This window comes from Streptomyces deserti (assembly GCF_054782695.1).
Genome location: NZ_BAAGRZ010000007.1, coordinates 88,526 through 113,811, shown reverse-complemented (window position 1 = coordinate 113,811; position 25,286 = coordinate 88,526). Strand labels below are relative to the sequence as shown.

Below are 25,286 nucleotides of genomic sequence, written 5' to 3'. Positions count from 1 at the left end.
CGTTCAGGCCGCTTTGTTCGCCCCGGCCTTGTCGGCGTCCGTGCGGCCCGCCGCCCGGCGTCGGCGTATGCGCCCGGTGAGGAACGCCACCGCGCCCGCCAGGCAGAGCCCGGCGATGACGACGGGTATCACCACGAACCACGGGGTCTCCCAGGTGCCGCCCGCGTCACCGGCGTAGATGACGCCCGCGACGGTGAGGAAGAGCCCGGCGACCAGCTTCCCGGGCTGGAACTCATGACGCAGCACGGCTCACCTCCACCTGTCCCACGCCGACCTGGAGATCCAGGTCGAGCGTGCCGGCCTTCTTGACGCCCTCGGCGGGTGACAGGGTCAGTTCCTCGTGCTTGCCCGGCTCCACGTCCACGTCGTTCTTGTCGTCGCCCGGCAACTGGATGTCGCCCACCCCCACGTCGACGGTCAGCCGCACGGTCACGTCCTCGGGCACGATCACCCGTATCCGGCCCATCCCCACGTCGGCCCGCGTCGTCACGGTCTGCCCCCGGTCCACGTCGACCCGGGACAGGTCCAGCGTGCCGACGCCGCTGCCGATGTCGTACTGCTGCCGTACCTCCGCGACCGCGGCGGGCCGCCACGTCTGGTGCATCCACCGCGTGCCGATGTCCTTGGGAAGCGCCGCCGAGCCGGCGAGCAGGGCGGCCGTGATGACCGCCAGGACCATCGAGCCCGCTCCCGTGCGCCCCAGGAACGCGCTGATCGCGATGCCTGTGCCGAAGACGGCGAGCGCGCAGGACAGGCCGGTCTGCAGGCTGGTGCCGAGTGGGTTCTCCTCCCACGTCAGGCTGGTGCCGAGGCCGCCGGCGAGGAGGGCCAGCAGGAAGACCCAGCCGCCGATCCAGCGGGGGCCGCGGGGTTTCGGTGGCTGAGGGTGCGGGGTGCGTATGTCCTCCCGGCCGCTGCCGTAGGTGCCGAGGCTGATGCTGATGGCTGCCGCGACGTCCAGGTCGCGGGAGTCCCGCGGGCCCCACAGATAGCCTGTGCCCCCGATGTGCGTGCCGTCCTTGACGATGGGGTCCCGCCACCAGGAGGGGAAGGCGGCCGGGACCGGTGGCGCCTGTGCCTCCGGCGGGGCGTCGGCCACGGCCTGGGCGGCCAGCGGGTCGGGGCTCGGGGTACCGCGGTGCCGCGACCAGTATCCGGCGCCGGCCAGCAGCAGGGAGAGGATGACGGCGAAGGACAGCACTCCGGCGTTCTTCAGCAGCGTCAGGAACACCCCGCAGCCGACCAGCGCGAACAGCACGGCGGTCAGCGCCTGGCCGTCGACCCGGCCGGTCAGCAGCTTGCGCACCTCGTTCTCGTCCTCGTCGTCGTACGGGACGAAGAGCCAGGCGAAGCCGTAGAAGATGAGGCCGATGCCGCCGGTGGCGGAGAGCACCGCGAGCGTGATCCGGAAGATCACCGGGTCCATGTCGCACTGCCGCCCGAGCCCGGCGCACACCCCGGCCAGCATCTTGTACCGCCGGTCGCGGCGGAACTTGGGGGGAGGCTCGGCGACGGCGGCTTCGCCGGACGGGGCCAGGCTGCCGGTCGTGTGCGCCTTGGTGGCGGTCGCTCCTTCCCGCTCCCGCTCTTCCCGCGCGCCCGCACGCTCGTGCGCGCGCGAGGCCCCGCCCGCGTCGGCCCGGGCGCCCGCGCCGGGCTCCGTGCCCGCGGCGGGCGCGGCATCCTGCGGTCCGGCGCCCGGGGACGGGCGCGGGCCGGAGCCGGGTCCCGGACCCGTCGCGGCGTGCTCGTGATCGGTCATGGGTCCATGGTGACGGGCGGACCGCCGCCGCGGCAGTCGGCATGACCCTGGCCGGACCCTGATATCGGCCCTGAGACGGCGCCGGGAAGCGTTCGACGGTCCCGCCGGTCGAAGATCAGGGGTGTCTCCGGGGTCGACCCTGATGCCCCGTCCCTCCGGCCGTGTGACCATCGATGGCATGTCGGAAGCCGCAGCAGCGCCACTCGTCGAACCGCGGCCGCCGCGCAAGCTCTACCGCAGCAGCGACGGACGCTGGCTCGGTGGGGCGGCACGGGGGCTCGCCGGGCACCTCGGGCTGCCCGTCGTCTGGGTACGGCTCGTCTTCGTCGGCCTGTTCCTGGCCGACGGCCTCGGCGCGCTGCTGTACGCCGCGTTCTGGTTCTTCGTGCCGCTCGGTGTCGGCGGCGTCGACGCGCACAAACCGCCCTCCCTCGTCAGCACCGAGACCGCGCCCGACGGCCGCCGCAAACTCGTCACCCGGAAACCGGACAAGGGCCAGATCGTCGCCCTGCTCCTCATGGTCGTCGTGGCCATGGTGTTCGTGGGCAGCGTGGACCTCAGCGCCGGAGCCCGGGCCTACCTCTGGCCGATCGTGCTCGTCGGCGCGGGCGTCGCCCTCGTCTGGCGCCAGGCGGACAACGCCCGCCGGGCCCGCTGGATGGAGGTCGGCCGCCGCCGGCGCACGGTCACGCTGCTGCGCTCCGTGGCCGGTGTGCTGCTGGTGACGGCCGGGGTCTCCGGCATCTTCGTCCTGCAGGGCTCCGCCGCCCACCTCGGCTCCGTCCTGCAGGCCGCCCTCGCGGTCCTCGTCGGCATAACGCTCCTCGCCGGCCCCTATCTCGTACGTATGACGCAGGACCTCTCCGAGGAACGCCTGATGCGCATCCGCGCCCAGGAGCGCGCGGAGGTCGCCGCCCACGTCCACGACTCGGTGCTGCACACCCTGACCCTGATCCAGCGCAACGCGGAGAACGCGAGCGAGGTGCGCCGCCTGGCCCGGGCCCAGGAGCGTGACCTGCGCACCTGGCTGTACAAACCGGAGGGCAACGGAAAGGACGAGGCCGAGGAGCCCACCACGCTCGCCGAGGCCGTGCGGCGCAACGCCGCCGAGGTCGAGGACAAACACGGCGTCCCCATCGAGGTCGTCGTCGTCGGCGACTGCCCGCTCGACGAGAAAATCGGCGCACAGATGCAGGCCGCGCGCGAAGCGATGGTGAACGCGGCCAAGTACGGTGGCGAGGGCGGCGCCGTTCAGGTCTACGCCGAAGTCGAGGGCAGGACGGTCTTCGTGTCCGTCCGGGACCGCGGCCCCGGCTTCGACCTCGACTCGATACCCGCCGACCGCATGGGCGTCAGAGAATCGATCATCGGCCGCATGGAGCGCAACGGCGGTACGGCGCGGCTGCGCGCGGTACCGGACGGCGGCACGGAGGTCGAGCTGGAGATGGAGAGGGCGGAGAAGACGTCATGAGCGACCCGACCGAGGCGAACGGTACGGCGGGATCGGCGGAGGCGGCCGAGTCCGCGGAGCCGGCCGGCGGCGGCACGGCCAGGCGGCACGTACGCGTGGTCCTCGTCGACGACCACCGCATGTTCCGCACGGGTGTCCAGGCCGAGATCGGCCAGACCGAGCAGACCGGCGTCGAGGTCGTCGGGGAGGCCGCGGACGTCGATCAGGCGGTCACGGTCATCACCGCGACCCGGCCCGAGGTGGTGCTCCTCGACGTGCATCTGCCGGGCGGCGGTGGTGTCGAAGTACTGCGCCGCTGCGCTCCGTTGATGGCGGACACCGAGCGGCCCGTGCGTTTCCTCGCCCTGTCCGTCTCGGACGCGGCGGAGGACGTGATCGGTGTGATCCGCGGTGGTGCCCGGGGATACGTGACCAAGACGATCACCGGCTCGGACCTCGTCGACTCCATCTTCCGCGTCCAGGAGGGCGACGCGGTCTTCTCGCCCCGCCTGGCAGGCTTCGTCCTCGACGCCTTCGCCTCCACCGACGCACCTCCGGTCGACGAGGACCTCGACCGTCTCACCCAGCGCGAGCGCGAGGTGCTGCGGCTGATCGCCCGGGGGTACGCGTACAAGGAGATCGCCAAGCAGCTGTTCATCTCCGTGAAGACGGTCGAGTCCCATGTCTCGGCGGTGCTGCGCAAGCTCCAGCTGTCGAACCGGCACGAGCTGACGCGGTGGGCGACGGCTCGCCGCCTGGTCTGACCCGGCGCTCCCCGACGCGGCCTGTCGGCCGGCCGACGGCGTGCCTGCGCCCGGGGCTTCGGTACCCCCGTCGCCTCTCACACCACCCGCGTGGCCCCCGCGAACGGCATCTCGGTGAGGGGCGCCACCCGCACCGGGGCCGACGGATTGGGGGCGTGGATCATCTGGCCGTTGCCCACATAGATGCCCACGTGACTGATACCGGAGTAGAAGAACACCAGGTCCCCCGGGAGAAGCTCGGAGCGGGAGACGCGGCGGCCCGCGTCGATCTGGGCGTAGGTCGTGCGGGGCAGGGAGACCCCGGCGGTGCGGTACGCGGCCTGGACGAGGCCCGAGCAGTCGAAGGCGTCCGGGCCGGTCGCCCCCCACACGTAGGGGCTGCCGAGCTTCTGGTAGGCGTACGAAACCGCCGCCGCGGCACGGGAACCGGGTGCCTGGGACGTGACGGAGCCGGGGGCCGCGAGGCCCTCCCGCGCGCCCGTCGACGACCGTGAGGCACGGGCCGGGGCCGCTTCCTCGGCGAGCCGTGCGCGTTCCTCGGCCGTCAGCTCGGAGAGCAGCCGCCGGGCGGCGCCCAGCTTCCCGGTGATCGTCTTCTGGTGCCGCTTCAGCTCCGCCTGCCGCGACCTCAGTGACACGACCTCGATGCGCGAGGCTCCGCGCAACTGCTCGATCTCGCGGAGCTGCTTGCGTACGCGGGCGACGGCGGACGTCTGCCGGCTGCCCGCCCGTTCGACGAACTCGGCGTTGTACAGGTACCGGTCGGGGTCGTCGGACAGCGCGAGGTGCAGCGCGGGGTCGAGACCGCCGCTGCGGTACTGGGCCGTCGCGACCGAGCCGAGCGCATCCCGTGCGGAGTTGAGCCGTTCCTGCTTGCGGGCCGCTTCGTCCTGGAGCCCCTTCAGCCGCCGCTGGGCCGCCTCCGCCTTCTCCTTGGCGCCGTTGTACTTCTCGGTGGCGACCTCCGCCTCCTGGTACAGCCGGTCCACCCGGGAGCTGACCTGCTCGGGCGTCAGCTGGGGCTCGGCGTGTCCGGTTCCGTCGAGGCCCGTGGCGGTCGCCGCGCCGGCCAGGGCGATCGTGGCGGCCGTGCGGGTCGTGCCGCCTCCCACCGAGCGATGTCTGGGCTTGCGGTGCGCTGCCACCTGGGCTCCACGTCCTCTCCAACGACCGCAGGCCCGGCGTACGGCCGTCCAGTGGGAGCGGACGTACGGACCGCCGTGCGGCTCGGCCTGCGCGTCCGGCGACGGCCCGCACAGGGGGAGTGGACCGCCGCCGGACCTTCTGGCGGTGGTGTCCGACTGCCGCCCCTGGCCCGGGCGGCGGTGGGGAGCCGGTCACCTGGTGCAGGACGCTAAACCCCGCCGTGCGGGGCCCGGGACGCGTTGTACGGAACTGGCACGAGCGGACCGCAAGGTGACCGTGTGCGACCGTGATCCCGTCCTGGCGCCGCCGACTTCACTCAGCGCGATGACCGATGTGCCGGATCCGGCGCGGACGGGCCGGCGGAGTGCTATGGGCCGCATATATGCAAGGGCCGGGGCGCGCCGGGCCAGGACCGGAGGCCCCGGGCCGGTGTCGGGCGGCCCAGGGAGGCCTGATTAGGCTCCGGCCTCATGGACGTACTCATCCACCTCTTCGTCGGCCTGCACATCATCGGCATCGCCTCGCTCCTCGGTGGCTTCCTCACCCAGATGAAGGCGATGGGCGAGGGCACCGCCCGCTTCAGCCCCGCGATGCTGCACGGCGCGCTGACGATGCTGGTCACCGGAGTGATCCTGGTCGGCCTCAACCAGGCCGACGACCAGCCCGTCAACAACATCAAGATCGGCGTGAAGCTGGCGCTGCTGATCGTGATCCTGGGGCTCGTCTACGTGAAGCGGGACGAGGAGAAGGCGGACAAGGGGCAGTTCGGCCTGGTGGGGCTGCTGACCACGGCGAACGTCTTCATCGCGGTCCTGTGGACCTGATGACGTCCTGACGCTTCCCTCTTCGCCGTCCCTCCTCCCCGTCCCTGTCGCCTCCCGGGCTCAGGCGGGCCGCACCACGCGGTGGATCGACGACTCGCCGTCGTAGTAGACCGACTCCTCGCGGACGTACGTGCCGGGCTTCGGGGCGTGGATCATCATGCCGTTGCCGATGTAGAGGCCGACGTGGGTGACGTCGTCGTAGAAGAAGACGAGGTCGCCCGGCTGGGCCTGGGAGAGGGGGACCGTCGTTCCGGCGTCGACCTGGTCGTAGCTGGTGCGCGGCAGGTCGACGCCCGCGGCCTTCCAGGCGGCCTGAGTGAGGCCGGAGCAGTCGTAGGAGTCGGGGCCGGTGGCGCCCCAGACGTACGGCTTGCCGATCTGGGCGCGGGAGAAGGCGAGCGCCTTCTCGGCCTTGGTGGCGTACGAGGAGTCGGTCGCGGACGAGGTCGGTGTCGAGGGCGCTGACGTACTCGGCGAGCCGTTCTCCTGCGGCTGAGCGGCCTCGTCCTGGGCCTGCCGCTGCTCCGCCTGCTGCCGGGCGAGCTCGGCGGCCTTGCGCTCGGCCTCCTCCTGCTTCCGCTTCTCGATCGCCGCGAGCCGCGCCTTCTCCTCGGCGGTCAGCTTCGACAGCAGTTCCCGCGCGTCGGCGAGCTTCTTCTGGACGGTGGCCTTGGCCGTCTTCAGGTCGCTCTGCGACTCGGTGAGCGTCTGGAGGCTCTCGGTGGCCTCCCGGCGCTTCTCCATCGTCTCGGACTGCTGCGTGACGTAGTCGTCGACCGCCTCCTTCTGACGGCCGGTGAGCCGGCCCATCAGCTGGGTCTGGTCGAAGTAGTCCTGCGGGGAGTCCGCGAGCAGGAAGGTCGCGGTGTCCGGGACGGAGGCGCCGGACCGGTACTGGGCGGCCGCGAAGGAACCCAGCTCCTCCCGTGCCTCGTTGAGCTTCTGGGTGCGCTTGGCCACGCCGTCGAGGAGGGTGTCGACGCGCTTGCGCTGCTTCGCGGTCTTCTCCTTGGCCGCGTTGTACTTCTCGGTCGCCGACTCAGCCTGGCGGTACAGGTCGTCGACCTTCTTCTCGACTTCCTCCAGGCTCGGCTTGTCGTCGGCCGAGGGGGTGGCGTTGGCCGACTGGGACAGCAGGGCCACGGAGGTGAGGGCCGCGGTGGCGAGGGCGGGGGTCCGTATGCCTGCTACGCGCGTCCCCGCGGGACGCGACTTGCGGTGCGACGCCAAGGGAGGCGACTCCTTCCAATGGTCCGCCTACCGGGTTAGCTGTCGGGTTCGGGCGGAGGTTCGGAAGGGTTGCCCTACGGCCTGTCCCGGGAAGGGAGTTGGGCCGATTCACCCCATGGTCTCGGTTGGGTCCCCGGCTCCGGTGCCGCTGCGGCACGCTGGACTCGGCGGAGGCCGCGCGGCCCGGCGACGTTCGCCGGAGGGGGTCGTACGGCCCGCCCGAACGGTAGCCAACTCGTGTGGCGTCTGTGAAGGTTGGTGGGTGATATGCCCGATACATTTTCGTGACCTTGGGTCAGGGCGTCGCTCGACGTAACCAGTCGGATGTGATCTGTGGTGACCTGTCCGGGCGTGCGACGCCGGCCTGCCTCGGGGTGCCGATGTCCCGCCGGATGACGGGCGGCCTGGTCGGTTGCGTAGCGTGACGGGGTAAGGGTGGAGGGTAGGGAGGAGCCGGGCGGTCAGGTCCGGGAGAGCGCCGGTGTCCGAAAACGGGGGATGTTCTCAGGGTGGCGGCGGGCTGTCAGTGGGGCGGCCTAGACTCGGAGAGCGATGAGCAGCCTCTTTGACGACAGCTTCCTGGCGGACCTCCAGGCCCAGCGGGGCCCCGTGGACGAACCTCCGCCGCCGCCCGAGCACGATCACGTACCGGAGCCGATTCCGGACGATCTGTTCGGCGGGAGGTTCGACGTGCCGCCGGACCGGGACGCCTACTACCGGGACGGGGCCCCGCGCCCGGTGGTGGACTCCGCCGCGCTCCTGGAGGGGCTGAACGACAACCAGCGCGCCGCCGTCGTGCACTCCGGCTCCCCGCTGCTCATCGTGGCCGGCGCCGGTTCCGGCAAGACCCGTGTGCTCACCCACCGCATCGCCTACCTGCTGGCGGAGCGGGGCGTCCACCCGGGGCAGATCCTCGCGATCACCTTCACCAACAAGGCCGCCGGCGAGATGAAGGAGCGCGTCGAGCAGCTCGTCGGCCCGCGCGCGAACGCGATGTGGGTGATGACCTTCCACAGCGCGTGCGTGCGGATCCTGCGCAGGGAGTCGAAGAAGCTCGGCTTCACCTCGTCCTTCTCGATCTACGACGCCGCCGACTCCAAGCGCCTGATGGCCCTGGTCTGCCGCGACCTGGACCTGGACCCCAAGCGCTTCCCGCCCAAGTCCTTCAGCGCCAAGATCAGCAACCTGAAGAACGAGCTGATCGACGAGGAGGACTTCGCCGCCCAGGCCTCCGACGGCTTCGAGAAGACCCTCGCCCAGGCCTACGCCCTCTACCAGTCGCGGCTGCGCGAGGCGAACGCCCTCGACTTCGACGACCTGATCATGACGACGGTCAACCTGCTGCGGGCGTTCCCGGACGTCGCCGAGCACTACCGCCGCCGCTTCCGCCACGTGCTGGTGGACGAGTACCAGGACACCAACCACGCGCAGTACGCCCTCGTGCGCGAGCTCGTCGGCACCTCCGAGCACCCCGTCGACGTACCGCCCGGCGAGGACGACCTGCCGCCCGCCGAGCTGTGCGTGGTGGGCGACGCCGACCAGTCGATCTACGCCTTCCGCGGCGCGACCATCCGCAACATCCTCCAGTTCGAGGAGGACTACCCGGACGCGACGACGATCCTGCTGGAGCAGAACTACCGCTCCACCCAGACGATCCTCTCCGCCGCCAACGCGGTCATCGAGCGCAACGAGTCCCGCCGCCCCAAGAACCTGTGGACCAACGCGGGCGCGGGCGCGCTGATCACCGGGTACGTCGCGGACACCGAGCACGACGAGGCGCAGTTCGTCGCCGACGAGATAGACCGCCTGACCGACGCGGGCGAGGCGAAGGCGGGCGACGTCGCCGTCTTCTACCGCACCAACGCCCAGTCCCGTGTCTTCGAAGAGGTCTTCATCCGCGTCGGCCTGCCCTACAAGGTCGTCGGCGGCGTCCGCTTCTACGAGCGCAAGGAGGTCCGGGACGTCCTGGCCTACCTGCGGGTGCTGGCCAACCCCGAGGACTCGGTGCCGCTGCGCCGCATCCTCAACGTCCCCAAGCGGGGCATCGGCGACCGCGCCGAGGCCATGATCGACGCCCTCGCCCAGCGGGAGAAGATCAGCTTCCCGCAGGCGCTGCGGCGCGTCGACGAGGCGTACGGCATGGCGGCCCGGTCGGCGAACGCCGTGAAGCGGTTCAACACGCTGATGGAGGACCTCCGTACGATCGTCGAGTCCGGTGCCGGACCGGCGACCGTCCTCGAGGCGGTGCTCGAACGCACCGGCTACCTCGCCGAGTTGCAGGCCTCCACCGACCCGCAGGACGAGACCCGGATCGAGAACCTCCAGGAACTCGCCGCCGTGGCCCTGGAGTTCGAGCAGGCCCGCGGCGACGACAACCCGGGGACCCTTGCCGAGTTCCTGGAGCAGGTCGCCCTGGTCGCCGACTCGGACGAGATCCCGGACGAGGAGGGCGACGGCGTCATCACGCTGATGACCCTGCACACGGCCAAGGGTCTGGAGTTCCCGGTCGTCTTCCTGACCGGCATGGAGGACGGCGTCTTCCCGCACATGCGCGCCCTCGGCCAGACCAAGGAGCTGGAGGAGGAGCGGCGCCTGGCGTACGTCGGCATCACGCGCGCGCGTGAGCGGCTGTATCTGACGCGGTCCACGATGCGCAGCGCCTGGGGGCAGCCGTCGTACAACCCGCCCTCGCGCTTCCTGGAGGAGATCCCGCCCGCCCACGTGGAGTGGAAGCGCACGGGAGGGAGCGGGCCCGTGTCCTCCGGGCCGGCCTCGGGGGTGGCGGCCTCGCTGTCGTCGTCCCGCTCGCGTTCGTCGGCGTCGGGCGCGTCCGGCTTCGCCACGAGCCGGGCCTCCGAGAAGCCGGTGGTGTCGCTCGCGGTCGGAGACCGGGTCACGCACGACCAGTTCGGGCTCGGCACCGTGGCCGCGGTGAAGGGCACGGGCGCGAACGCCGAGGCGACGATCGACTTCGGGGACGGGAAGCCGAAGCGGCTGCTGCTGCGGTACGCGCCGGTCGAGAAGCTGTAGTGAAGTTGTGGCTCCGAGACGTGAGCCCCCGCCCGAGGAGAGGAGCGGGGGCTTGCGGAAACTGAACGGCGGGGACCGAACGGCGGGAACTGAACGGCGGGAACTGAACGGCGGGGGCCTGCCGGGACGCTACGTCGGGTCGAGGCCGTGGCTGCGCAGCCACGCGAGCGGGTCGATCGCCGAGCCGCCGGCCGGGCGCACCTCGAAGTGCAGATGGGGGCCGGTCGAGTTGCCGGAGTTGCCGGAGTTGGCGATCGGCTGGCCGGCCTTCACCGCCGTACCGGACGGGACGATGTAGCTGGAGAGGTGGCAGTACCACGTCTCCGTGCCGTCCTTCGCGGTCACGATCATCATGTTGCCGTACGCGCTGTTGTACTGCGTGCGCACGACGCCGTCGGTGGCGGCCATCACGGTCGTTCCGTAGGAGACCGGGAAGTCGATTCCGGTGTGGATGGACATCCAGTTGATGCCGGACTGGCCGAAGTAGGCGCTCAGTCCGTGCTGGGCGACCGGAACCGCGAACTTCGGGCGCAGGCGCTCCTTGCGGGCCGCCTCTTCCGCCGCCCGCCTCTTCTCGGCCGCCTGCTGGGCCTTGAGGTCGATGCGCTCCTGGGTGCGGCTGGCCCGGTCGGCGAAGTCGTCGGCACCGGCGGCGAGGCTCTGGAGCTGGGTGTCCAGCTTGTTGTTGGCGGCGGCCGGTTGCACCGGCTGGGCGTCCGCCGCGGTGGTCGAGGAGTCCTTGCCGTCGCCGGTCAGGCTGCCCACGGAGGCTGCGGCGATCCCGGCGACACCCATCACACATGCCGAGGGCACCGCGACGGTCAGCAGCGCGGAGCGCTTGGGGGGCGTACGGCGGCGGGAGCGGGACGCACCACGGGAGGCCGCGCGCGGGGCCGGGGCCGGTGTGGCCTCTTCCTGGCCGTCGAGGAGCGGGGCGACGGCGGGCAACTCGCCGGTGCCGGTGGACTCGTCACCGTCCGGGGCGTGTTCGTCGTAGCCGACCTGCTCGAAGGTGGCGGTCGCCTGCGGGTCCTGGAGGTACTCGAAGGTGGCGGTCGCCTGCTGGTCGAAGGTTTCGGCGTGCGGCTCGTACGTGGTGGTGTCCGGGGGGTCGTCGCCGTCGGAGTTCCACTGCGTGGCGTCGTAGGCGCCGGTGTCGAAGGCCTGCGTGCCCCATTCCCACTGCTGGGTCTGGTCGGCGGGGTTGCCCGACTGGTCGGGCTGGAGCCAGGTGCCGGCGTCCCACTGGCCGGTGGCGTCGGCGGGCGTGGCCTGCGCCGGGATGACCGGCAGGTGCTGGTGTTCGCCCGTCCAGGAGGTCGTGTCGTAGGCGCCGGTGTCGTAGGCCGCGTGGTGGTGCGCCGCGTACGCGTCGTGGTTCAGGGGCTGATGGGTGCCGGTGGTCCAGGGGGTCGTGCCGTACGAGCCCGTGCCGTCGCCCGGGAGGCTGCCGAAGAGGGGGTCCGCGTCGAAGGTCGTCGTGGCGTGACCGCCGTTGTCAAAACCGGTGGCGCCGTAGTCGCTGTACGTGGTGAAGTCGCCGTACTGGGCTTCCTGAGTGCCGTACGACGCGTAATGCGCCGAGGCGGCGTCGGAAGCCGGAGCCGGGGTGGTCATGGTCCCCGACGGGTGACGGTCGTTCACCAACTTCTCTTTCGCCTCGACAACAGGGGCTGCCAGAGCAGTGCGGCGACTGTACCCGGCGGTACGCGGGCACGACAATCTTCGGCAGGTTTCGCGCGCGCAGGAAACGGGCATTCGGCCGTGTTTCGGGGGACTGCGGGCGCGAGCTTGGCCCTGTGTTCGAAGAGTGTTCGAGTCGGTGGGGTCCCTGAGGCGGTAAGCGGGCTGTGTTGGGCCTTTGTCGTTTCTGTGGTCGTGCTGTGCTGCTGAGGGCGTGATCAGTGGGCGCGTGTCCTTCAGGTCGACATCGCCGTCACGCCACGGTCAGGCCGCCGGTCTGGTCGGCGGTCGGCTCTCCCGGGCGCGACGTGTCCAGGGCCTGCCGTATGCCCGCCGCGACGGCGGGGTGCACGGGCAGGGCGAGGTGGCCGATCCCGGTCACCCGTATGTTCTGCGCCTTCAGGTCCGGGTGGTCGATGCAGGCCGTCTCCAGCGGGTCCATGATGTGGTCCAGGTCGCTCCAGAAGCTCACGAAGTACGTACGGCAGCCGGGCGCCGGACGGGACAGCTCCTCGAGCACCGGTGAGCCGGGGCGCATCTGGCGCACGATCGGGTGGGCGTTCGCCAGCGGCACCACGCGTGTGCCGGAGTGCGGGGTGCCGAGTGTCACGAGGGTCCGGACGCGGGTGTCACCGCCGAGCCGCTGCACGTAGTACCGCGCTATCAGTCCGCCGAGGCTGTGTCCGACGACATCGACCTGCCGGCTGCCCGTGCGCTCGCAGATCTCCTCTATGTGCCGGCCGAGCAGTTCGGCCGCGACGCGGATGTCGCAGGTCAGTGGGGAGTAGTTGAGGGACTCGATGCGGTGCCTGCCGTGCTGGGCGAGGCTGCGGCGCAGCAGGACGAAGACCGAGCGGTTGTCGATGAACCCGTGCAGCAGGACGACCGGGGGCTTGGCCTCCATCGGCAGCTGGGCGGCGCCGTCCGGTGCCGGGAGCGCGGCGGCCCTGCGCTCCTGGGCGATGCCGGAGGGGTACAGCAGGAGATGTCCGGCGAGGATCGCGAACTCCAGGGCGGTGGCCTTCAGGAGAGCCAGGGAGAGTCCCGCCAGCCGGCTCGGCAGAAGACGCTGGCAGAGGGGAAGAAAGGGCAGGGCTGCCCCGGTGACCTTCATGGCCGACCTCCTGTCGGCACCTGGGGGGACGGCTCTGTCCCCCGGGTGCCCTCGTGAAAAGCCGCGGCGACGGCCGTCGACGGTGCCCGCGTGAGGCATGTGGAGTAAGCGCGGCCTGTGGCGCATGGGGCGCCGGTGGTGCGACGAGGCCCCCTGTCGGTGCGGCGACGAGACTCCCCGCTGCTGTGCCTTGCCTGCCCTACGTGCTCTGCGTGCCCTCGCCGAAGTGCCGTACCGCCGCGGCGCGCGGTGGGTGGCGCGGCGGTACGGCGCCCTCGTTGCGGCTCCCCTGGCGCGTCGTTCCGCTGCGGTCCGTGTGCCGCAGGAACATGCGGCGCGTGGGCCGCGAAAGCTCGGAACGGTGCGCGGCGAACGTGTCCCACCGTGTGATTTCCCCCTCGGTCTGCACCGCGAAACTGCCGGTTGCGGGATGCTGGCGATAACGTTCGTTCACTTCCCGGGCCGCTTCGGCGCGGGAAGTCCGTACCGTGGTGGCGTGCCTGGAGCAGTGGGCGGCGGAATGTGCGGTACACGCGGTGTGCACGAGCTGTGTGAAGTGCGCGACGTGTACGGCCTGAGCGATGTGTGCGGTACTTGTCGGTACGGATGGATGTAGTCGCTTCATGGAGGCAGTGATGGGTGTGGCAGCCGGTCCGATCCGCGTGGTGGTGGCCAAGCCGGGGCTCGACGGCCACGATCGCGGGGCCAAGGTGATCGCGCGGGCGCTGCGCGACGCCGGTATGGAGGTCATCTACACCGGGCTCCACCAGACTCCCGAGCAGATCGTCGACACCGCGATCCAGGAGGACGCCGACGCGATCGGGCTGTCCATCCTCTCCGGCGCGCACAACACGCTCTTCGCGGCGGTGATCGACCTGCTCAAGGAGCGGGACGCGGAGGACATCCTGGTCTTCGGCGGCGGGATCATCCCCGAGGCGGACATCCCGCTGCTGAAGGAGAAGGGCGTCGCGGAGATCTTCACGCCCGGGGCGACGACCGCGTCGATCGTGGACTGGGTGCGGGCGAACGTGCGTCAGCCTGCGGAGGCGTAGGCCTCCGGCGGTGGGGCCGGGCGCTTCGCTGCTGGTGCTGGTGCTGGTGCTGGTGCCGTTGTCCGTGCGGGCGGGCGCCTGGTGTGTGCTGCGGGCGTAGGGCTCGGTCGGTGAGGCGGGATGTCCTGCATGTCCTGCGGGCGCGTCGGGCGTCGGGGCCGTGGCGGCGCGGCGAGCCCGCCGCGGGCCGTGGTCCGCTGCCTGCTGCCGCGGCGGACCTTCCCGGGGCCCGCCAAGCGGCGCGTTGCGGCGCGCCGTCACGGCCCGCTTCCATGCGTCGACGGCTGCGTGGGTGTCGTGGTGGCCCATCGGCAGTGGGGTGCCAACCAGGCATGGAGGGTCGACCCGCAGTGGCGTGCCAACGGGGTGTGGCGTGCGAACCGGGCGTAGAGGGCCAACCCGCAGTGTCGTGCCGATCGGGCGTGGCCTGCCGACCGGGCGGGCGTGGCCTCAGTCGCGGCGGGCGGCGTCTGGCCCGCGCAGGGCGGGCCAGACGCCCTTGTTACGCCGCTCCCAACTCCTCGGTCATCGCCGCCCGCAGCCGCAATGTCGTGACCAAGCGTTGGAACGCCTCCGCCCAGTAGCCGCCGGCTCCCGGGGACGCGTTCTCCGGTTCGTCCGGTACGGCCAGCAGGGCGTCGAGACGGCTCGCCTCGCCGGGGTCGAGGCAGCGTTCGGCCAGGCCCATGACTCCGCTGAAACTCCATGGATAACTCCCCGCGTCCCGCGCGATGTTGAGGGCGTCGACCACCGCCCGGCCGAGTGGCGCGGCCCACGGCACGGCGCACACCCCGAGCAGCTGGAAGGCCTCGGACAGGCCGTGCGCGGCGATGAATCCGGCCACCCACTCGGCCCGTTCGGCGGCGTCGAGCGTGCCGAGCAGCTTGGCGCGTTCGGCCAGGGACACCGCCCCCGGACCGCCGGCCTCGGATGCCGAGGGGTCGCCGAGCAGCGCCCGGGACCACTCGGCGTTCCGCTGCCGCACCGCCGCCCGGCACCACGCCGCGTGCAGTTCGCCCTGCCAGTCGTCCGCCACCGGCAGCCGCACCATCTCCTCGGGGGTACGGCCGCCGAGCCGCCGGGACCAGGTCCCGAGTGGGGCCGCCTCCACCAACTGGCCGAACCACCACGACCGTTCACCCCGTCCCGCCGGAGCCTTGGCCACGACACCGTCGCGCTCCATGCCCGCGTCGCACTCGTGCGGTGCCTCGACCACGATCGTCGGGACGTCGCGCGTGTGGTCGACGGCCACGCACGCCCCGGCCCGGACCGCCATCCGCGCGGCGAGCGCCGAACCGGGCAGCGCCGACAGCAACTCGGCGGCCGTCGCCCGTACGTTGCGGCTGCGGTCGGCCAGGGCCTGTTCGAGGAACGGCTCGTCGTCCGGGCCCAGGCCCGTGCGCAGTGAGTCGAGGAACATCAGCCGGTCCTCGGCCCGTTCCGTCTGCCAGGTCGTGGCGAGCAGGTCGCGTGCGGCGGCCGGGTCGCGGGAGCGCAGCGCGGCGAGCAGGGCGACCCGCTCGGCGAACAGGCCCTCCTGCCACAGCTGCTGGATCCTGCCCGTGTCGTCGAGGTGCGGCAGAGCGGCGCCCCCGCCCGGTGTCGAGCGCAGGGCGAAGCGCCAGTCCGGGTTGAACCGGGCCAGCCACAGGGCCCGCGGTCCGGCGAACTCCAGGGCCGCGGGACGCAGGTCCGTCCGCCCCCGGGCCGTGTCCAGCAGCGCGGGCAGCACCTCCGGGGGCGGCGCGTAGCCGCGGGCGTTGGCCGCCGCGAGCCACTGGGGCAGCAGCTCGGTCAGGTCCGGTGCGGTGCCCCGGCGGCCACCGCCGGAGGTGCCGGGGCGGTCGGCCAGCAGCATCGCGAGTCTGCGGGCGGCCGCGGGCGGCAGCGGCGAACGCGGATCCTCCGGAGCCGGTCGCGGATGCTCCGCCGCCCGGGCCGGCCGCAGCCCGGCCCGCCGCCGTACGGTCTCCACGGCTGCCGCGTCCAGCAGCGCCACCGGCGCATCCGGGCCCGGCGCGCAGCCCGGTGGCGTGCGCCGGTCCGTGCCCAGCAGCGCCGTGGTGACGAGCCCCTCCCAGGCGCCCGCGACGGGCGGGTCCACAGGAGCGGAGGTCCTGTTCATAAGATTCCTTTCCGTCGGGCGCCTCGGAGTGGTTGAAGGGTCACGCGCAACGGGTGTCCCGCGAGGCCGGAAAAATGCGTGAATGGATTGAGAAGGGAGGGGTTGAAGAGGCTTGTGCGGGGAAACCGGGTCGTGTTCGGCCCGGGGTGCCCGGGCGGTGCCGGCCGCTGCGCGGATGGGTGGGACGTGGGGGTGGGCGCGCTCACCTGTGGTGGGCGCGCTTGCCCGTAGGGGGCCGGTGCTGGGGTCCGTGCCGATACCGGTGTCCGTGGCGATACCGGTGACCGGTCACGGTCACGGGCCGGTCGGCTCAGCACAGCGACACCGCGTCGCCCGCGCCCTGCGGCCAGGCCGCCAGCGGGGTGAAGCCCTGGTGACCGCACTCGCCGAAGACCTTGACGGGGGCGCCGCCGGACAGGGCTACGAGGCGCCACAGGCCCGGGCGGGAACGGGCGGCCGGGGTGAGCGGCAGCGCCGCGTCCTCGTCGGCGTCCGCCAGCTGCCAGGAGTCGCCGTCCGGGGTCGGTATGACCCGGTCCAGTGTCACCGGGACGGAGTCCAGCCACGGGTCGTCGCGGAGCGCCTCGCCGTAGCGGGCGGCCGCCTGGGACGTCGTCACCCCTGGTGGCCGTATCGCCGTCGGCGCGGGCGGTGCGAACTGCTCGCCGAGGGCCGCCCGCAGCTGCCCGGCGCCCGGATACACGGACAGCTCCGCCTCCAGGGCCAGCCCCACCGGTAGCGCGAGCTCCGGGGCCCGGCCGGCGGCGCCGTAGGAGAGGAGCAGCGCGGTGCGGTGCGAGTCCGCGCCGTACAGCCAGATGCGACGGGTGGTCAGGCGCGTGTCCGCCGTGTCGTACTGGGCGAGAACCAGCCACCGGTCCCGGACCGGCGGGCCGTCCGGCGACGCCGGCAGGCCGATACGGGAGCGGACCGTCGCGGCCAGGCCGTCCGGCAGCCGTTCGCGGCGCAGCCAGCCCTGGTCCAGGAGGTGGAGCAGCGCGCACTCCTCCAGCAGACGCACCGGCCAGCCCGGCCCCGTGGACGGGATCGCCCCCAACTCCCGCACCCGCGCGGCCAGACCGGACGCCTGGGCGTCGACCATGCGGGCCGCCGTCTCCTCCCACAGGCCGTACCCCGCCTGCTCCGCCGTGGCCAGGCCGCCGCGGAGCAGGTCCGCCAACCGCTGCTCCAGCTCCGTGGCGCCCGCGGTGACCCGCTCGGCGCGGCGCTCCGCCCTGCGTCGCGCCGCCTCCGGATCAGCGGATCCGGACGAGGAACCGGAGCCGTCCGCGGCCCGTTTCTGTTCCGTGCGCCTGCGTCTGCCCGCGAGCCACTGCTCGGCCCACTCCGGCGCCTGCCCCCGCGGCACCGCGCTCTCTCCGCCCGCCCACAACAGCAGCAGTCCGAGCGCGTGCTTGCACGGGAACTTGCGGCTCGGGCAACTGCACTTGTACGCGGGCCCGGAGGCGTCCGCGATGTCGACGACCGTCTGATACGGCTTGCTGCCACTGCCCTTGCACAGTCCCCACACCGTCCCCTCGCCGGAACTCCCCGCCTCGGACCACGGACCTGCCGCCCCGAGTTTGCTTCCCGCTTTGCGTGACGCGGCGTCAGGCGCCAGTGCCAGCACCTGGTCCGCGGTCCAGCGCACCCCCTGCTGAGTCATGCCATCGAAGGTAGATCCCGGCACTGACAATCGGCCCCGCGAGCGGCTTCGGCGGCACGTTGCGCAGGTCAGAACGCATTGTCAGTGGGGTGGTGCAACGTGGATGCCAGATCCGAACCGGCCGAGCTGGAGGGGGACTCAGCCATGCCTGCGTCCGTTGAACCGACGTCCGTCGACCCGAGCCAGAACGGGTCCGCGCCCGCGAACACGGGTGCGGGCACCCCTGCGTCCGCGGGCACCCCTGCATCTGCGGGCACGCCTGCATCCGCGAGCGGTGCGCGTCCGACTGTGGGTGCGCGTCCGTCTGCGGGCGCGCCCACGCCCGCACAGGGACCGGAGGTGCTGCGGCCGCACGCCGAGGACGCCTTCGCCGAGGAACTCGCCGCGCTGGCCGCGCAGGACGACCGCCCGCGCCCGGCCCGCTGGAAGCTGTCGCCGTGGGCCGTCGCCATTTACCTGCTCGGCGGCACGCTTCCGGACGGCACGGTGATCACGCCGAAGTACGTCGGTCCGCGCCGCATCGTCGAGGTCGCCGTCACCACGCTCGCCACCGACCGCGCCCTGCTCCTGCTCGGCGTGCCCGGCACCGCGAAGACGTGGGTGTCCGAGCACCTGGCGGCGGCGGTCAGCGGCGACTCGACACTGCTGGTGCAGGGCACCGCCGGCACACCGGAGGAGGCCATCCGCTACGGCTGGAACTACGCGCAGCTGCTCGCTCACGGCCCCAGCCGCGACGCCCTCGTGCCCAGCCCGGTCATGCGGGCCATGGCCGAGGGCATGACGGCCCGGGTCGAGGAGCTGACCCGTATCCCGGCCGACGTCCAGGACACGCTCATCACGATCCTGTCGGAGAAGACGCTGCCGATACCGGAACTCGGCCAGGAGGTGCAGGCGGTCCGCGGCTTCAACCTGATCGCCACGGCCAACGACCGCGACCGCGGGGTCAACGACCTGTCCAGCGCCCTGCGCCGCCGTTTCAACACCGTGGTGCTGCCGCTGCCGGAGAGCCCCGAGGCCGAGGTCGACATCGTCTCGCGCCGCGTCGACCAGATCGGCCGTTCCCTGGACCTGCCGGTCGTGCCCGACGGCGTCGACGAGATCCGCCGTGTCGTCACCGTCTTCCGTGAACTGCGCGACGGGGTCACGACCGACGGCCGGACGAAGCTGAAGTCGCCCAGCGGCACGCTGTCGACGGCGGAGGCGATCTCCGTCGTCACCAACGGGCTAGCCCTGGCCGCCCACTTCGGGGACGGCGTGCTGCGGCCGAGCGACGTCGCCGCGGGCATCCTCGGCGCGGTCGTCCGCGACCCGGCGACGGACCGTGTCATCTGGCAGGAGTACCTGGAGACGGTCGTGCGCGAGCGGGACGGCTGGATGGACTTCTACCGGGCCTGCCGGGAGGTGAGCGCGTGAACACCTCGATGTGGGGCGGCAAGCGCCGGGAGGCGCGGACTTCCGGTACGGCGGACCGGGCGGCACGCGGGGTGGGCGAGGACGCGGGCCGGGACCGGCGGGGAGGGGGACCTTGTGACGGGCGTTGACAGCGTTGACGGTACTGAGGGCAGCGCGTTCCACGCGGGGCCGCTGCTGCTCGGCGTACGGCACCACGGGCCGGGGTCGGCCCGGGCGGTGCGGGCCGCGCTGGAGGAGGCCCGGCCGCGGGTCGTGCTGATCGAGGGCCCCCCCGAGGCCGACGCCCTGATCCCGCTCGCCGCCGACGAGGCGATGCGGCCGCCGGTCGCCCTCCTCGCCCACGCCGTGGACGAGCCCGGCCGCTCGGCCTTCTGGCCGCTCGCCGAGTTCTCCCCCGAGTGGGTCGCCATCGGATGGGCCCTGGAACACGACGTCCCGGCCCGCTTCGTCGACCTTCCGGCCACGCACACGCTGGCGTGGGGGAGGCCGGAGGACGAAGCAGGCGGCGGCGATGGGGACGAGGCCGGTCCGGCCGGCGAGGGAGAGGGCGCGCCGCGCGCGGTCGGCGCCGACGCGGCGGACGGGCCCGAGCCCGGCGCCGACGCATCCGGTGCCGGTGTCGCCGAGCCCGGCGCCGATGCCGCAGCACCTGGTGTCGCCACGCCCGGCGATTCGGCCTCCGGCACGGACACGGCCCACGGCGCGGCTTCCGACGCCGACCCGGCCGAGGAATCGCCCGCAGACGCCGACGTACGCGTCGATCCCCTCGGTGTCCTCGCCGAAGCCGCCGGTTACGACGATCCCGAGCGGTGGTGGGAGGACGTCGTCGAACACCGGGGCGTGGGGGAGGGGGACGCGCTGGCACCGTTCCGTGTGCTCGAGGAGGCGATGGGGGCGCTGCGGGAGGCGTACGGGAGCGGCGGGCACGAGCGGGATCTCGTGCGCGAGGCCTACATGCGGCTCCAGTTGCGGTCCGCGCTGCGGGAGTTCGAGGGCCGTGTGGCCGTGGTGTGCGGAGCCTGGCACGTGCCCGCGCTGCGACGGAAGACCACCGTCGCCGCCGACAAGGCCATGCTGAAGGGCCTGCCCAAGGTCAAGACGGACATGACGTGGGTGCCGTGGACGTACCGCAGGCTGTCCCGGGTCAGCGGATACGGCGCGGGCATCGACTCGCCGGGCTGGTACGGGCATCTGTTCAGCGCGCCGGACCGCCCGATCGAGCGGTGGATGACCAAGGTGGCGGGTCTGCTGCGGGACGAGGACCGGATCGTCTCCTCCGCCCATGTCATCGAGGCGGTGCGGTTGGCCCGGACGCTTGCCGCGCTGCGGGGCCGCCCGCTGCCCGGCCTGAGCGAGACGACCGACGCCGTACGGGCGGTGATGTGCGAGGGCTCGGACGTGCCGCTGACGCTGGTGCACGACCGGCTGGTGGTGGGGGAGGTGCTGGGAGAGGTGCCGCCCTCCGCGCCCGCGGTGCCGTTGCAGCGGGACCTCGCCCGGATCCAGCGTCGGCTCCGTCTCAAGCCGGAGGCGCTGGAGCGGGAGGTGGAGCTCGACCTGCGCAAGGAGACCGACGCCGGACGCAGTCGGCTGCTGCACCGGCTGCGGCTGCTCGGCGTCGAGTGGGGGGAGCCGGTCGCCTCGCGGGGCAGTACGGGGACGTTCCGGGAGACCTGGCGGCTGCGCTGGGAGCCGGAGCTGTCCGTGCGGGTGGCCGAGGCCGGGGTGTGGGGGACGACCGTGCTCGGCGCCGCGACCGCCAAGGCCGAGGCGGACGCCGTCGCCGCGCAGGGCCTGGTCGAGGTCACCGCGCTCGCCGAGCGCTGCCTGCTGGCCGAACTGCCGGACGCCCTGCCGACGGTGATGCGGATCCTCGCCGACCGGGCGGCCCTCGACACGGATGTTGGCCACCTCGCCCAGGCACTGCCCGCCCTGGTCCGCTCGCTGCGGTACGGCGACGTGCGTGGCACGGACACCGGAGCGCTGGCGGAGGTCGCCGCAGGCCTGGCCGAGCGGGTCTTCGTCGGCCTGCCCCCGGCCTGCGCCGCGCTGGACGCGGACGCGGCCGAGGAGATGCGGCGCCATGTGGATGCCGTGCACGGCGCGGTGGGGCTGCTGGGTGACGCCGTCGCGGCGGGGCGAGGGGAATCGGGCAGTTCGTCGGCGTTGGGCCGGGGGCGCTCGGGCAGCGTGCCGGCGTTGGGCCGGGGGCGCTCGGGCAGCGTGCCGGCGTTGGGCCGGGGCGGTTCGGGCAGTGCACCGACGTTGGAGCGGGACGACTCGGGCAGTGCAGCGACGTTGGGGCGGGACGACTCGGGCAGTGCTCCGACGCCCGGACGGAACGACTCGGCCGACGCGTCAACACCGAGACATGACAACCCGGCCCACGCCCCGGCACCGGCTCCGGACGCCCCGGCACCGGCTCCGGGCGCGCCGGCCCACGCTCCGGCACCAGCTCCGGGCGCCCTGGCCCACGCCCCCGGTCACGGCAGCCTGCGGGCCCGCTGGCGGGCGGTGCTCCGGGTGCTCTCCGGGCGGGACAGTGTGCCCGGTGTCATCCGGGGGCGTGTCGTGCGGCTGCTGCTGGACGACGGGCAGCTGGCGCAGGACGAGGCGGCACGGCTCATGGGGCTGGTGCTGTCGCCGGGGACGGCGCCGGCGGACGCGGCCGCGTGGATCGAGGGCTTCGTCGGCGGCGGCTCCGGGGGCGGGATGCTGCTGGTGCACGACGAGCGGCTGCTCGGGCTGGTCGACGCCTGGCTGACCGGCGTACCGGCGGAGGCGTTCACGGACGTGCTGCCACTGCTCCGGCGGACGTTCTCGGCGTACGAGCCCGGGGTGCGCCGGACCCTCGGCGAACTGGTCCGGCGGGGTCCGGGGACGCGGGCGAGTGCGACGGCCGCCGGTTCCTGCATACCCGGCTTCGCGCCCGACCTGGACGCCGGACGCGCGGCCGCGGTGCTGCCGGTGGTGCGGCTGCTGCTGGGGCTGGACGGAATGGAAGAGAACGAAGAGAACGAAGAGAACACCGACAACGACCTTGTGGGGGTGGCGCGATGACGACCGACTCACCGAGCGAGCCGAAGGACGGTGCCGAAGCGGTGGACACCGTCAGGGACGGGTACGGACGCCGAGCCGAGGCCGGCCCGACGACCGTGCCGGTGATTCCCCTCTGGGAACGGCTTCGTACGGGGGCGCGCGGATGACGGCCGAGCCGGTGGACCCGGCGAAGGAGCGGCTGCGGCGCTGGCGGCTGGTGCTCGGGGGCGACGCGGCCGACGGCACCGGGTGCGCGCTGTCCGGGCGGGACGCCGCGATGGACGGGACGCTCGCCGCGCTCTACGGGAAGGGGGACAGACCACAGACGGGACGGGACCGTTCGGCGGGGCTCGGGGCGTCGGCGCCGTCCGTCGCGCGCTGGCTCGGAGACATCCGGACGTACTTCCCCTCCTCCGTGGTGCAGGTCATGCAGCGCGACGCCATCGACCGGCTCGGCCTCGCCACGCTCCTGCTGGAGCCGGAGATGCTGGAGGCGGTGGAGGCCGACGTGCATCTCGTCGGCACGCTCCTGTCGCTCAACAAGGCGATGCCGGAGACGACGAAGGAGACGGCACGGGCCGTCGTGCGCAAGGTCGTCGAGGACCTGGAGAAGCGGCTCGCCACCCGCACCCGCGCCACTCTCACCGGTGCCCTCGACCGCAGCGCCCGCATCAGCCGGCCGCGGCACCACGACATCGACTGGAACCGCACGATCGCGGCCAACCTCAAGCACTACCTCCCGGAGTACCGGACGGTCGTACCGGAGCGGCTCATCGGCTACGGGCGGGCCTCCCGGTCCGTGAAGAAGGAGGTCATCCTCTGCATCGACCAGTCCGGGTCGATGGCCGCGTCGGTCGTGTACGCCTCGGTGTTCGGGGCGGTGCTGGCGTCCATGCGGTCGATCAGTACGCGGCTCGTCGTCTTCGACACGGCGGTCGTCGACCTCACCGACCAGCTCGACGACCCGGTGGACGTGCTGTTCGGCACACAGCTGGGCGGGGGTACGGACATCAACCGGGCGCTGGCGTACTGCCAGTCGCAGATCACCCGGCCCGCCGAGACGGTGGTCGTGCTGATCAGCGACCTCTACGAAGGGGGCATACGCAACGAGATGCTCAAGCGGGTCGCGGCGATGAAGGCGTCGGGGGTGCAGTTCGTGACGCTGCTCGCGCTGTCGGACGAGGGGGCGCCCGCGTACGACCGGGAGCACGCGGCCGCGCTCGCGGCGCTGGGCGCGCCGGCGTTCGCCTGTACGCCCGGCCTGTTCCCGGACGTGATGGCGGCGGCCATCGAGAAGCGGCCCCTGCCGATACCGGACACGGCATGACGTTGCGGGGCGTGATGTGGGGGCGAGTCGGCCCGGTGACGACTTGTCGACCCGTCGTCGCCCGACTTCGACCAGCAAAAACGGACATGAGTACCCATTGGTAACAGAGGGCTTGCGTAACCTCGGGAGTCCCATGCAAGGATCGACGCTCGTTCATTGGTCGTAACGCGTCAATCGTGCCGCCAGTCGCCCCGCCGCACGGGAGGAACCTTCCCCTCTTGACCTGGTCAGCAGCCCTGTCCGGTGCCGCTGCGCGCGTCATGCGCGCGGCGGCCGGGCGGCGCGCGCTCCAAGTGGTGCTGCTGGTGGGCGGAGTGCTCACGCTCGGGCTCCTGTGCGGGGAGCAGGCGCATGCGGTGGACGGCACGCCGTCGGCACAGACACCGGCGTCGGTGTCGGCCGCAGGTTCGGCTCCAGGTTCGGGTTCTGGTTCCGATTCGGCGGACGGGGTCCGGTCGCTGACGAGGAGTTCGGTCGGCCGGGTCGTCAACGACTCAGCCAAGCACGTCGGTTACCCCTCGACGGGTACCGCCGAGTCCGGGGAGCGCCGCTCGACGACGTCCGTCGAGCCGACGACGTCCCTGGAGCCCGCGGCAACGCACGGCTCGGACGCCGCCCCGGACGCGCTGCCGGCCTCCCAAGGGGCTGCGCAACATGCCTCGCAGGGCAGCCCGGGCGGTGCGCTCACCGCCGAACCCCGTCCGCGTACGGCCCCGGGGCATGGCCAGGTCCTGCGGCCGGTGACCGAGCGCGTCGTGCGGCCGGTCGGCGACCTGGTCGGGACGGTGGCGGACGGGCCGGCGGAGGTGCCACCTCTGCCGCACCTGCCCGAGCTGCCTGTCCTGCCGACGCCGCCCGACTCCGACTCCCCGTCACTGCCGTCGCTCCCGACGCTGCCAGGGTTCCCCGGCCTGCCCGGCGATTCCGCACCGCCCGGGCTTCCGGGGCTGCCCGCACCCCCTGGACTTCCAGGGGTTCCCACGCCACCGGGCCACACGCTGCCCGCGCCCGTCCTCGACGCCCCGCAGCCCGGCTCGGCGACCGGGCCGTCGGTGCAGGAGTCCGCCTCGGGTGGGCGGGCCGGTGCCGCGGAAGCCGTCGTCCACGGACCGGGATACGACCGGGCCGGGACGGACACCGCGGTGCCCGGCGGGGAACACCGGGCCGCTCCCGCCCGCCAAGCCCCTGCCCGCCATGCCCCTGCCTCCGCCCCCCACACGCCCGCGCCCACCGGTGACCCGGACGGCGCGCTGGGCCACCGGTCGGCGGTCGACAACGGCGGTTCCCGATACGGGGACGCGCACGCCGTCACTCTGAACCACCGGGCGCCGCTGCGGCTCGTGCCCGGTGCCGCCGCGCGCACCGACGCGGCCGAGACCCGGGACCGCTACCGGGACATTCCCGTATCCCCCGCCTAGGGCAGGCGCCTCCCCCGCCATAGACCTGCCGCGCGGGGGCGGAACAGGTCTGCCCGACCGTCCGGACACCCTTCCCTTCTCCGGATGGAAGCAGCCGGGGCCGTATCCACCTCCCGATCCACGTCCGTAGCACTCGTCCTCAGTCCTCAGTCCTCAAGTCCCCGGACACCGACGGACCCACGGACACCGGCGAACCCCCAGGGACACCGAGGGATCCTCAGGGACACCGACGGATCCCCAGGG

At 72.8% G+C, this 25,286-nt stretch carries 17 protein-coding genes and 1 riboswitch; of the genes, 9 read left to right on the top strand and 8 right to left on the bottom strand.

Features of this window, described 5'->3' with window-relative positions; translation table 11 throughout:
- Positions 1-3: 3 nt before the first annotated feature.
- Both ACYVMZ_RS15345 and ACYVMZ_RS15340 read right to left on the bottom strand, forming a co-directional pair.
- Positions 4-246, bottom strand: a complete 243-nt coding sequence (locus ACYVMZ_RS15345) for a hypothetical protein (RefSeq protein WP_461079771.1) — start codon at positions 244-246, stop codon at positions 4-6.
- Positions 233-1,762, bottom strand: a complete 1,530-nt coding sequence (locus tag ACYVMZ_RS15340) for a PspC domain-containing protein (protein ID WP_461079769.1) — start codon at positions 1,760-1,762, stop codon at positions 233-235. The genes ACYVMZ_RS15345 and ACYVMZ_RS15340 overlap by 14 nt, the downstream gene beginning before the upstream one ends.
- Before the next feature lie 178 nt (positions 1,763-1,940).
- On the opposite strand from ACYVMZ_RS15340, the gene ACYVMZ_RS15335 reads away from it, so the two are divergent.
- Positions 1,941-3,233 carry an ATP-binding protein gene (locus ACYVMZ_RS15335; RefSeq protein WP_461079767.1) on the top strand — a complete coding sequence of 431 codons (1,293 nt, stop codon included), beginning with the start codon at positions 1,941-1,943 and terminating at the stop codon, positions 3,231-3,233.
- Positions 3,230-3,976: a LuxR C-terminal-related transcriptional regulator gene (locus ACYVMZ_RS15330; RefSeq protein WP_461079765.1), complete on the top strand. Its 747-nt coding sequence runs from the start codon at positions 3,230-3,232 to the stop codon at positions 3,974-3,976. The genes ACYVMZ_RS15335 and ACYVMZ_RS15330 overlap by 4 nt, the downstream gene beginning before the upstream one ends.
- A gap of 77 nt (positions 3,977-4,053) precedes the next feature.
- Here the strand turns inward: ACYVMZ_RS15330 and ACYVMZ_RS15325 are convergent, their stop codons facing one another.
- Positions 4,054-5,121 carry a C40 family peptidase gene (locus ACYVMZ_RS15325; protein ID WP_461079763.1) on the bottom strand — a complete coding sequence of 356 codons (1,068 nt, stop codon included), beginning with the start codon at positions 5,119-5,121 and terminating at the stop codon, positions 4,054-4,056.
- A 471-nt stretch (positions 5,122-5,592) separates the two neighbouring features.
- On the opposite strand from ACYVMZ_RS15325, the gene ACYVMZ_RS15320 reads away from it, so the two are divergent.
- Positions 5,593-5,946, top strand: coding sequence for a hypothetical protein (locus ACYVMZ_RS15320; protein WP_461079761.1), 354 nt, complete (start codon positions 5,593-5,595; stop codon positions 5,944-5,946).
- A gap of 60 nt (positions 5,947-6,006) precedes the next feature.
- Here the strand turns inward: ACYVMZ_RS15320 and ACYVMZ_RS15315 are convergent, their stop codons facing one another.
- Positions 6,007-7,176: a C40 family peptidase gene (locus ACYVMZ_RS15315; protein WP_461079759.1), complete on the bottom strand. Its 1,170-nt coding sequence runs from the start codon at positions 7,174-7,176 to the stop codon at positions 6,007-6,009.
- 7 nt (positions 7,177-7,183) lie between these two features.
- A riboswitch (cyclic di-AMP (ydaO/yuaA leader) is annotated at positions 7,184-7,356 on the bottom strand.
- Between the two features lie 372 nt (positions 7,357-7,728).
- On the opposite strand from ACYVMZ_RS15315, the gene pcrA reads away from it, so the two are divergent.
- Positions 7,729-10,206, top strand: a complete 2,478-nt coding sequence (gene pcrA / locus ACYVMZ_RS15310; protein WP_461079757.1) for a DNA helicase PcrA — start codon at positions 7,729-7,731, stop codon at positions 10,204-10,206.
- A 129-nt stretch (positions 10,207-10,335) separates the two neighbouring features.
- On the opposite strand, the gene ACYVMZ_RS15305 is transcribed toward pcrA, so the two are convergent.
- Both ACYVMZ_RS15305 and ACYVMZ_RS15300 read right to left on the bottom strand, forming a co-directional pair.
- Complete coding sequence (locus ACYVMZ_RS15305) at positions 10,336-11,850, bottom strand: M23 family metallopeptidase (RefSeq protein WP_461079755.1); 1,515 nt, start codon at positions 11,848-11,850, stop codon at positions 10,336-10,338.
- 292 nt (positions 11,851-12,142) lie between these two features.
- Positions 12,143-13,003: an esterase/lipase family protein gene (locus ACYVMZ_RS15300; RefSeq protein WP_461079753.1), complete on the bottom strand. Its 861-nt coding sequence runs from the start codon at positions 13,001-13,003 to the stop codon at positions 12,143-12,145.
- Between the two features lie 635 nt (positions 13,004-13,638).
- Between ACYVMZ_RS15300 and ACYVMZ_RS15295 the strand changes: the two genes are divergently transcribed.
- Positions 13,639-14,055, top strand: a complete 417-nt coding sequence (locus ACYVMZ_RS15295; RefSeq protein WP_381022100.1) for a cobalamin B12-binding domain-containing protein — start codon at positions 13,639-13,641, stop codon at positions 14,053-14,055.
- A 502-nt stretch (positions 14,056-14,557) separates the two neighbouring features.
- On the opposite strand, the gene ACYVMZ_RS15290 is transcribed toward ACYVMZ_RS15295, so the two are convergent.
- Entirely contained in the window at positions 14,558-16,180 is a 1,623-nt protein-coding gene (locus ACYVMZ_RS15290) for a DUF5691 domain-containing protein (RefSeq protein WP_461079751.1), read from the bottom strand.
- 310 nt (positions 16,181-16,490) lie between these two features.
- Entirely contained in the window at positions 16,491-17,846 is a 1,356-nt protein-coding gene (locus tag ACYVMZ_RS15285; RefSeq protein WP_461079749.1) for an SWIM zinc finger family protein, read from the bottom strand.
- Positions 17,847-17,990: 144 nt separating this feature from the next.
- Here ACYVMZ_RS15285 and ACYVMZ_RS15280 point away from each other — a divergent pair, with 144 nt between their 5' ends.
- The 4 genes from ACYVMZ_RS15280 (at position 17,991) to ACYVMZ_RS15265 (ending at position 25,043) form a co-directional block, all read left to right on the top strand.
- Positions 17,991-19,259, top strand: coding sequence for an ATP-binding protein (locus ACYVMZ_RS15280; RefSeq protein ID WP_461079747.1), 1,269 nt, complete (start codon positions 17,991-17,993; stop codon positions 19,257-19,259).
- A 114-nt stretch (positions 19,260-19,373) separates the two neighbouring features.
- A complete protein-coding gene (locus ACYVMZ_RS15275; RefSeq protein ID WP_461079745.1) occupies positions 19,374-22,319 on the top strand; it encodes a DUF5682 family protein in 2,946 nt (981 codons plus the stop codon).
- 142 nt (positions 22,320-22,461) lie between these two features.
- Complete coding sequence (locus tag ACYVMZ_RS15270) at positions 22,462-23,625, top strand: VWA domain-containing protein (RefSeq protein ID WP_461079743.1); 1,164 nt, start codon at positions 22,462-22,464, stop codon at positions 23,623-23,625.
- Between the two features lie 218 nt (positions 23,626-23,843).
- Positions 23,844-25,043 (top strand): hypothetical protein, encoded by a 1,200-nt coding sequence (locus ACYVMZ_RS15265; RefSeq protein WP_461079741.1) that lies wholly within the window; start codon positions 23,844-23,846, stop codon positions 25,041-25,043.
- Positions 25,044-25,286 lie beyond the last annotated feature (243 nt).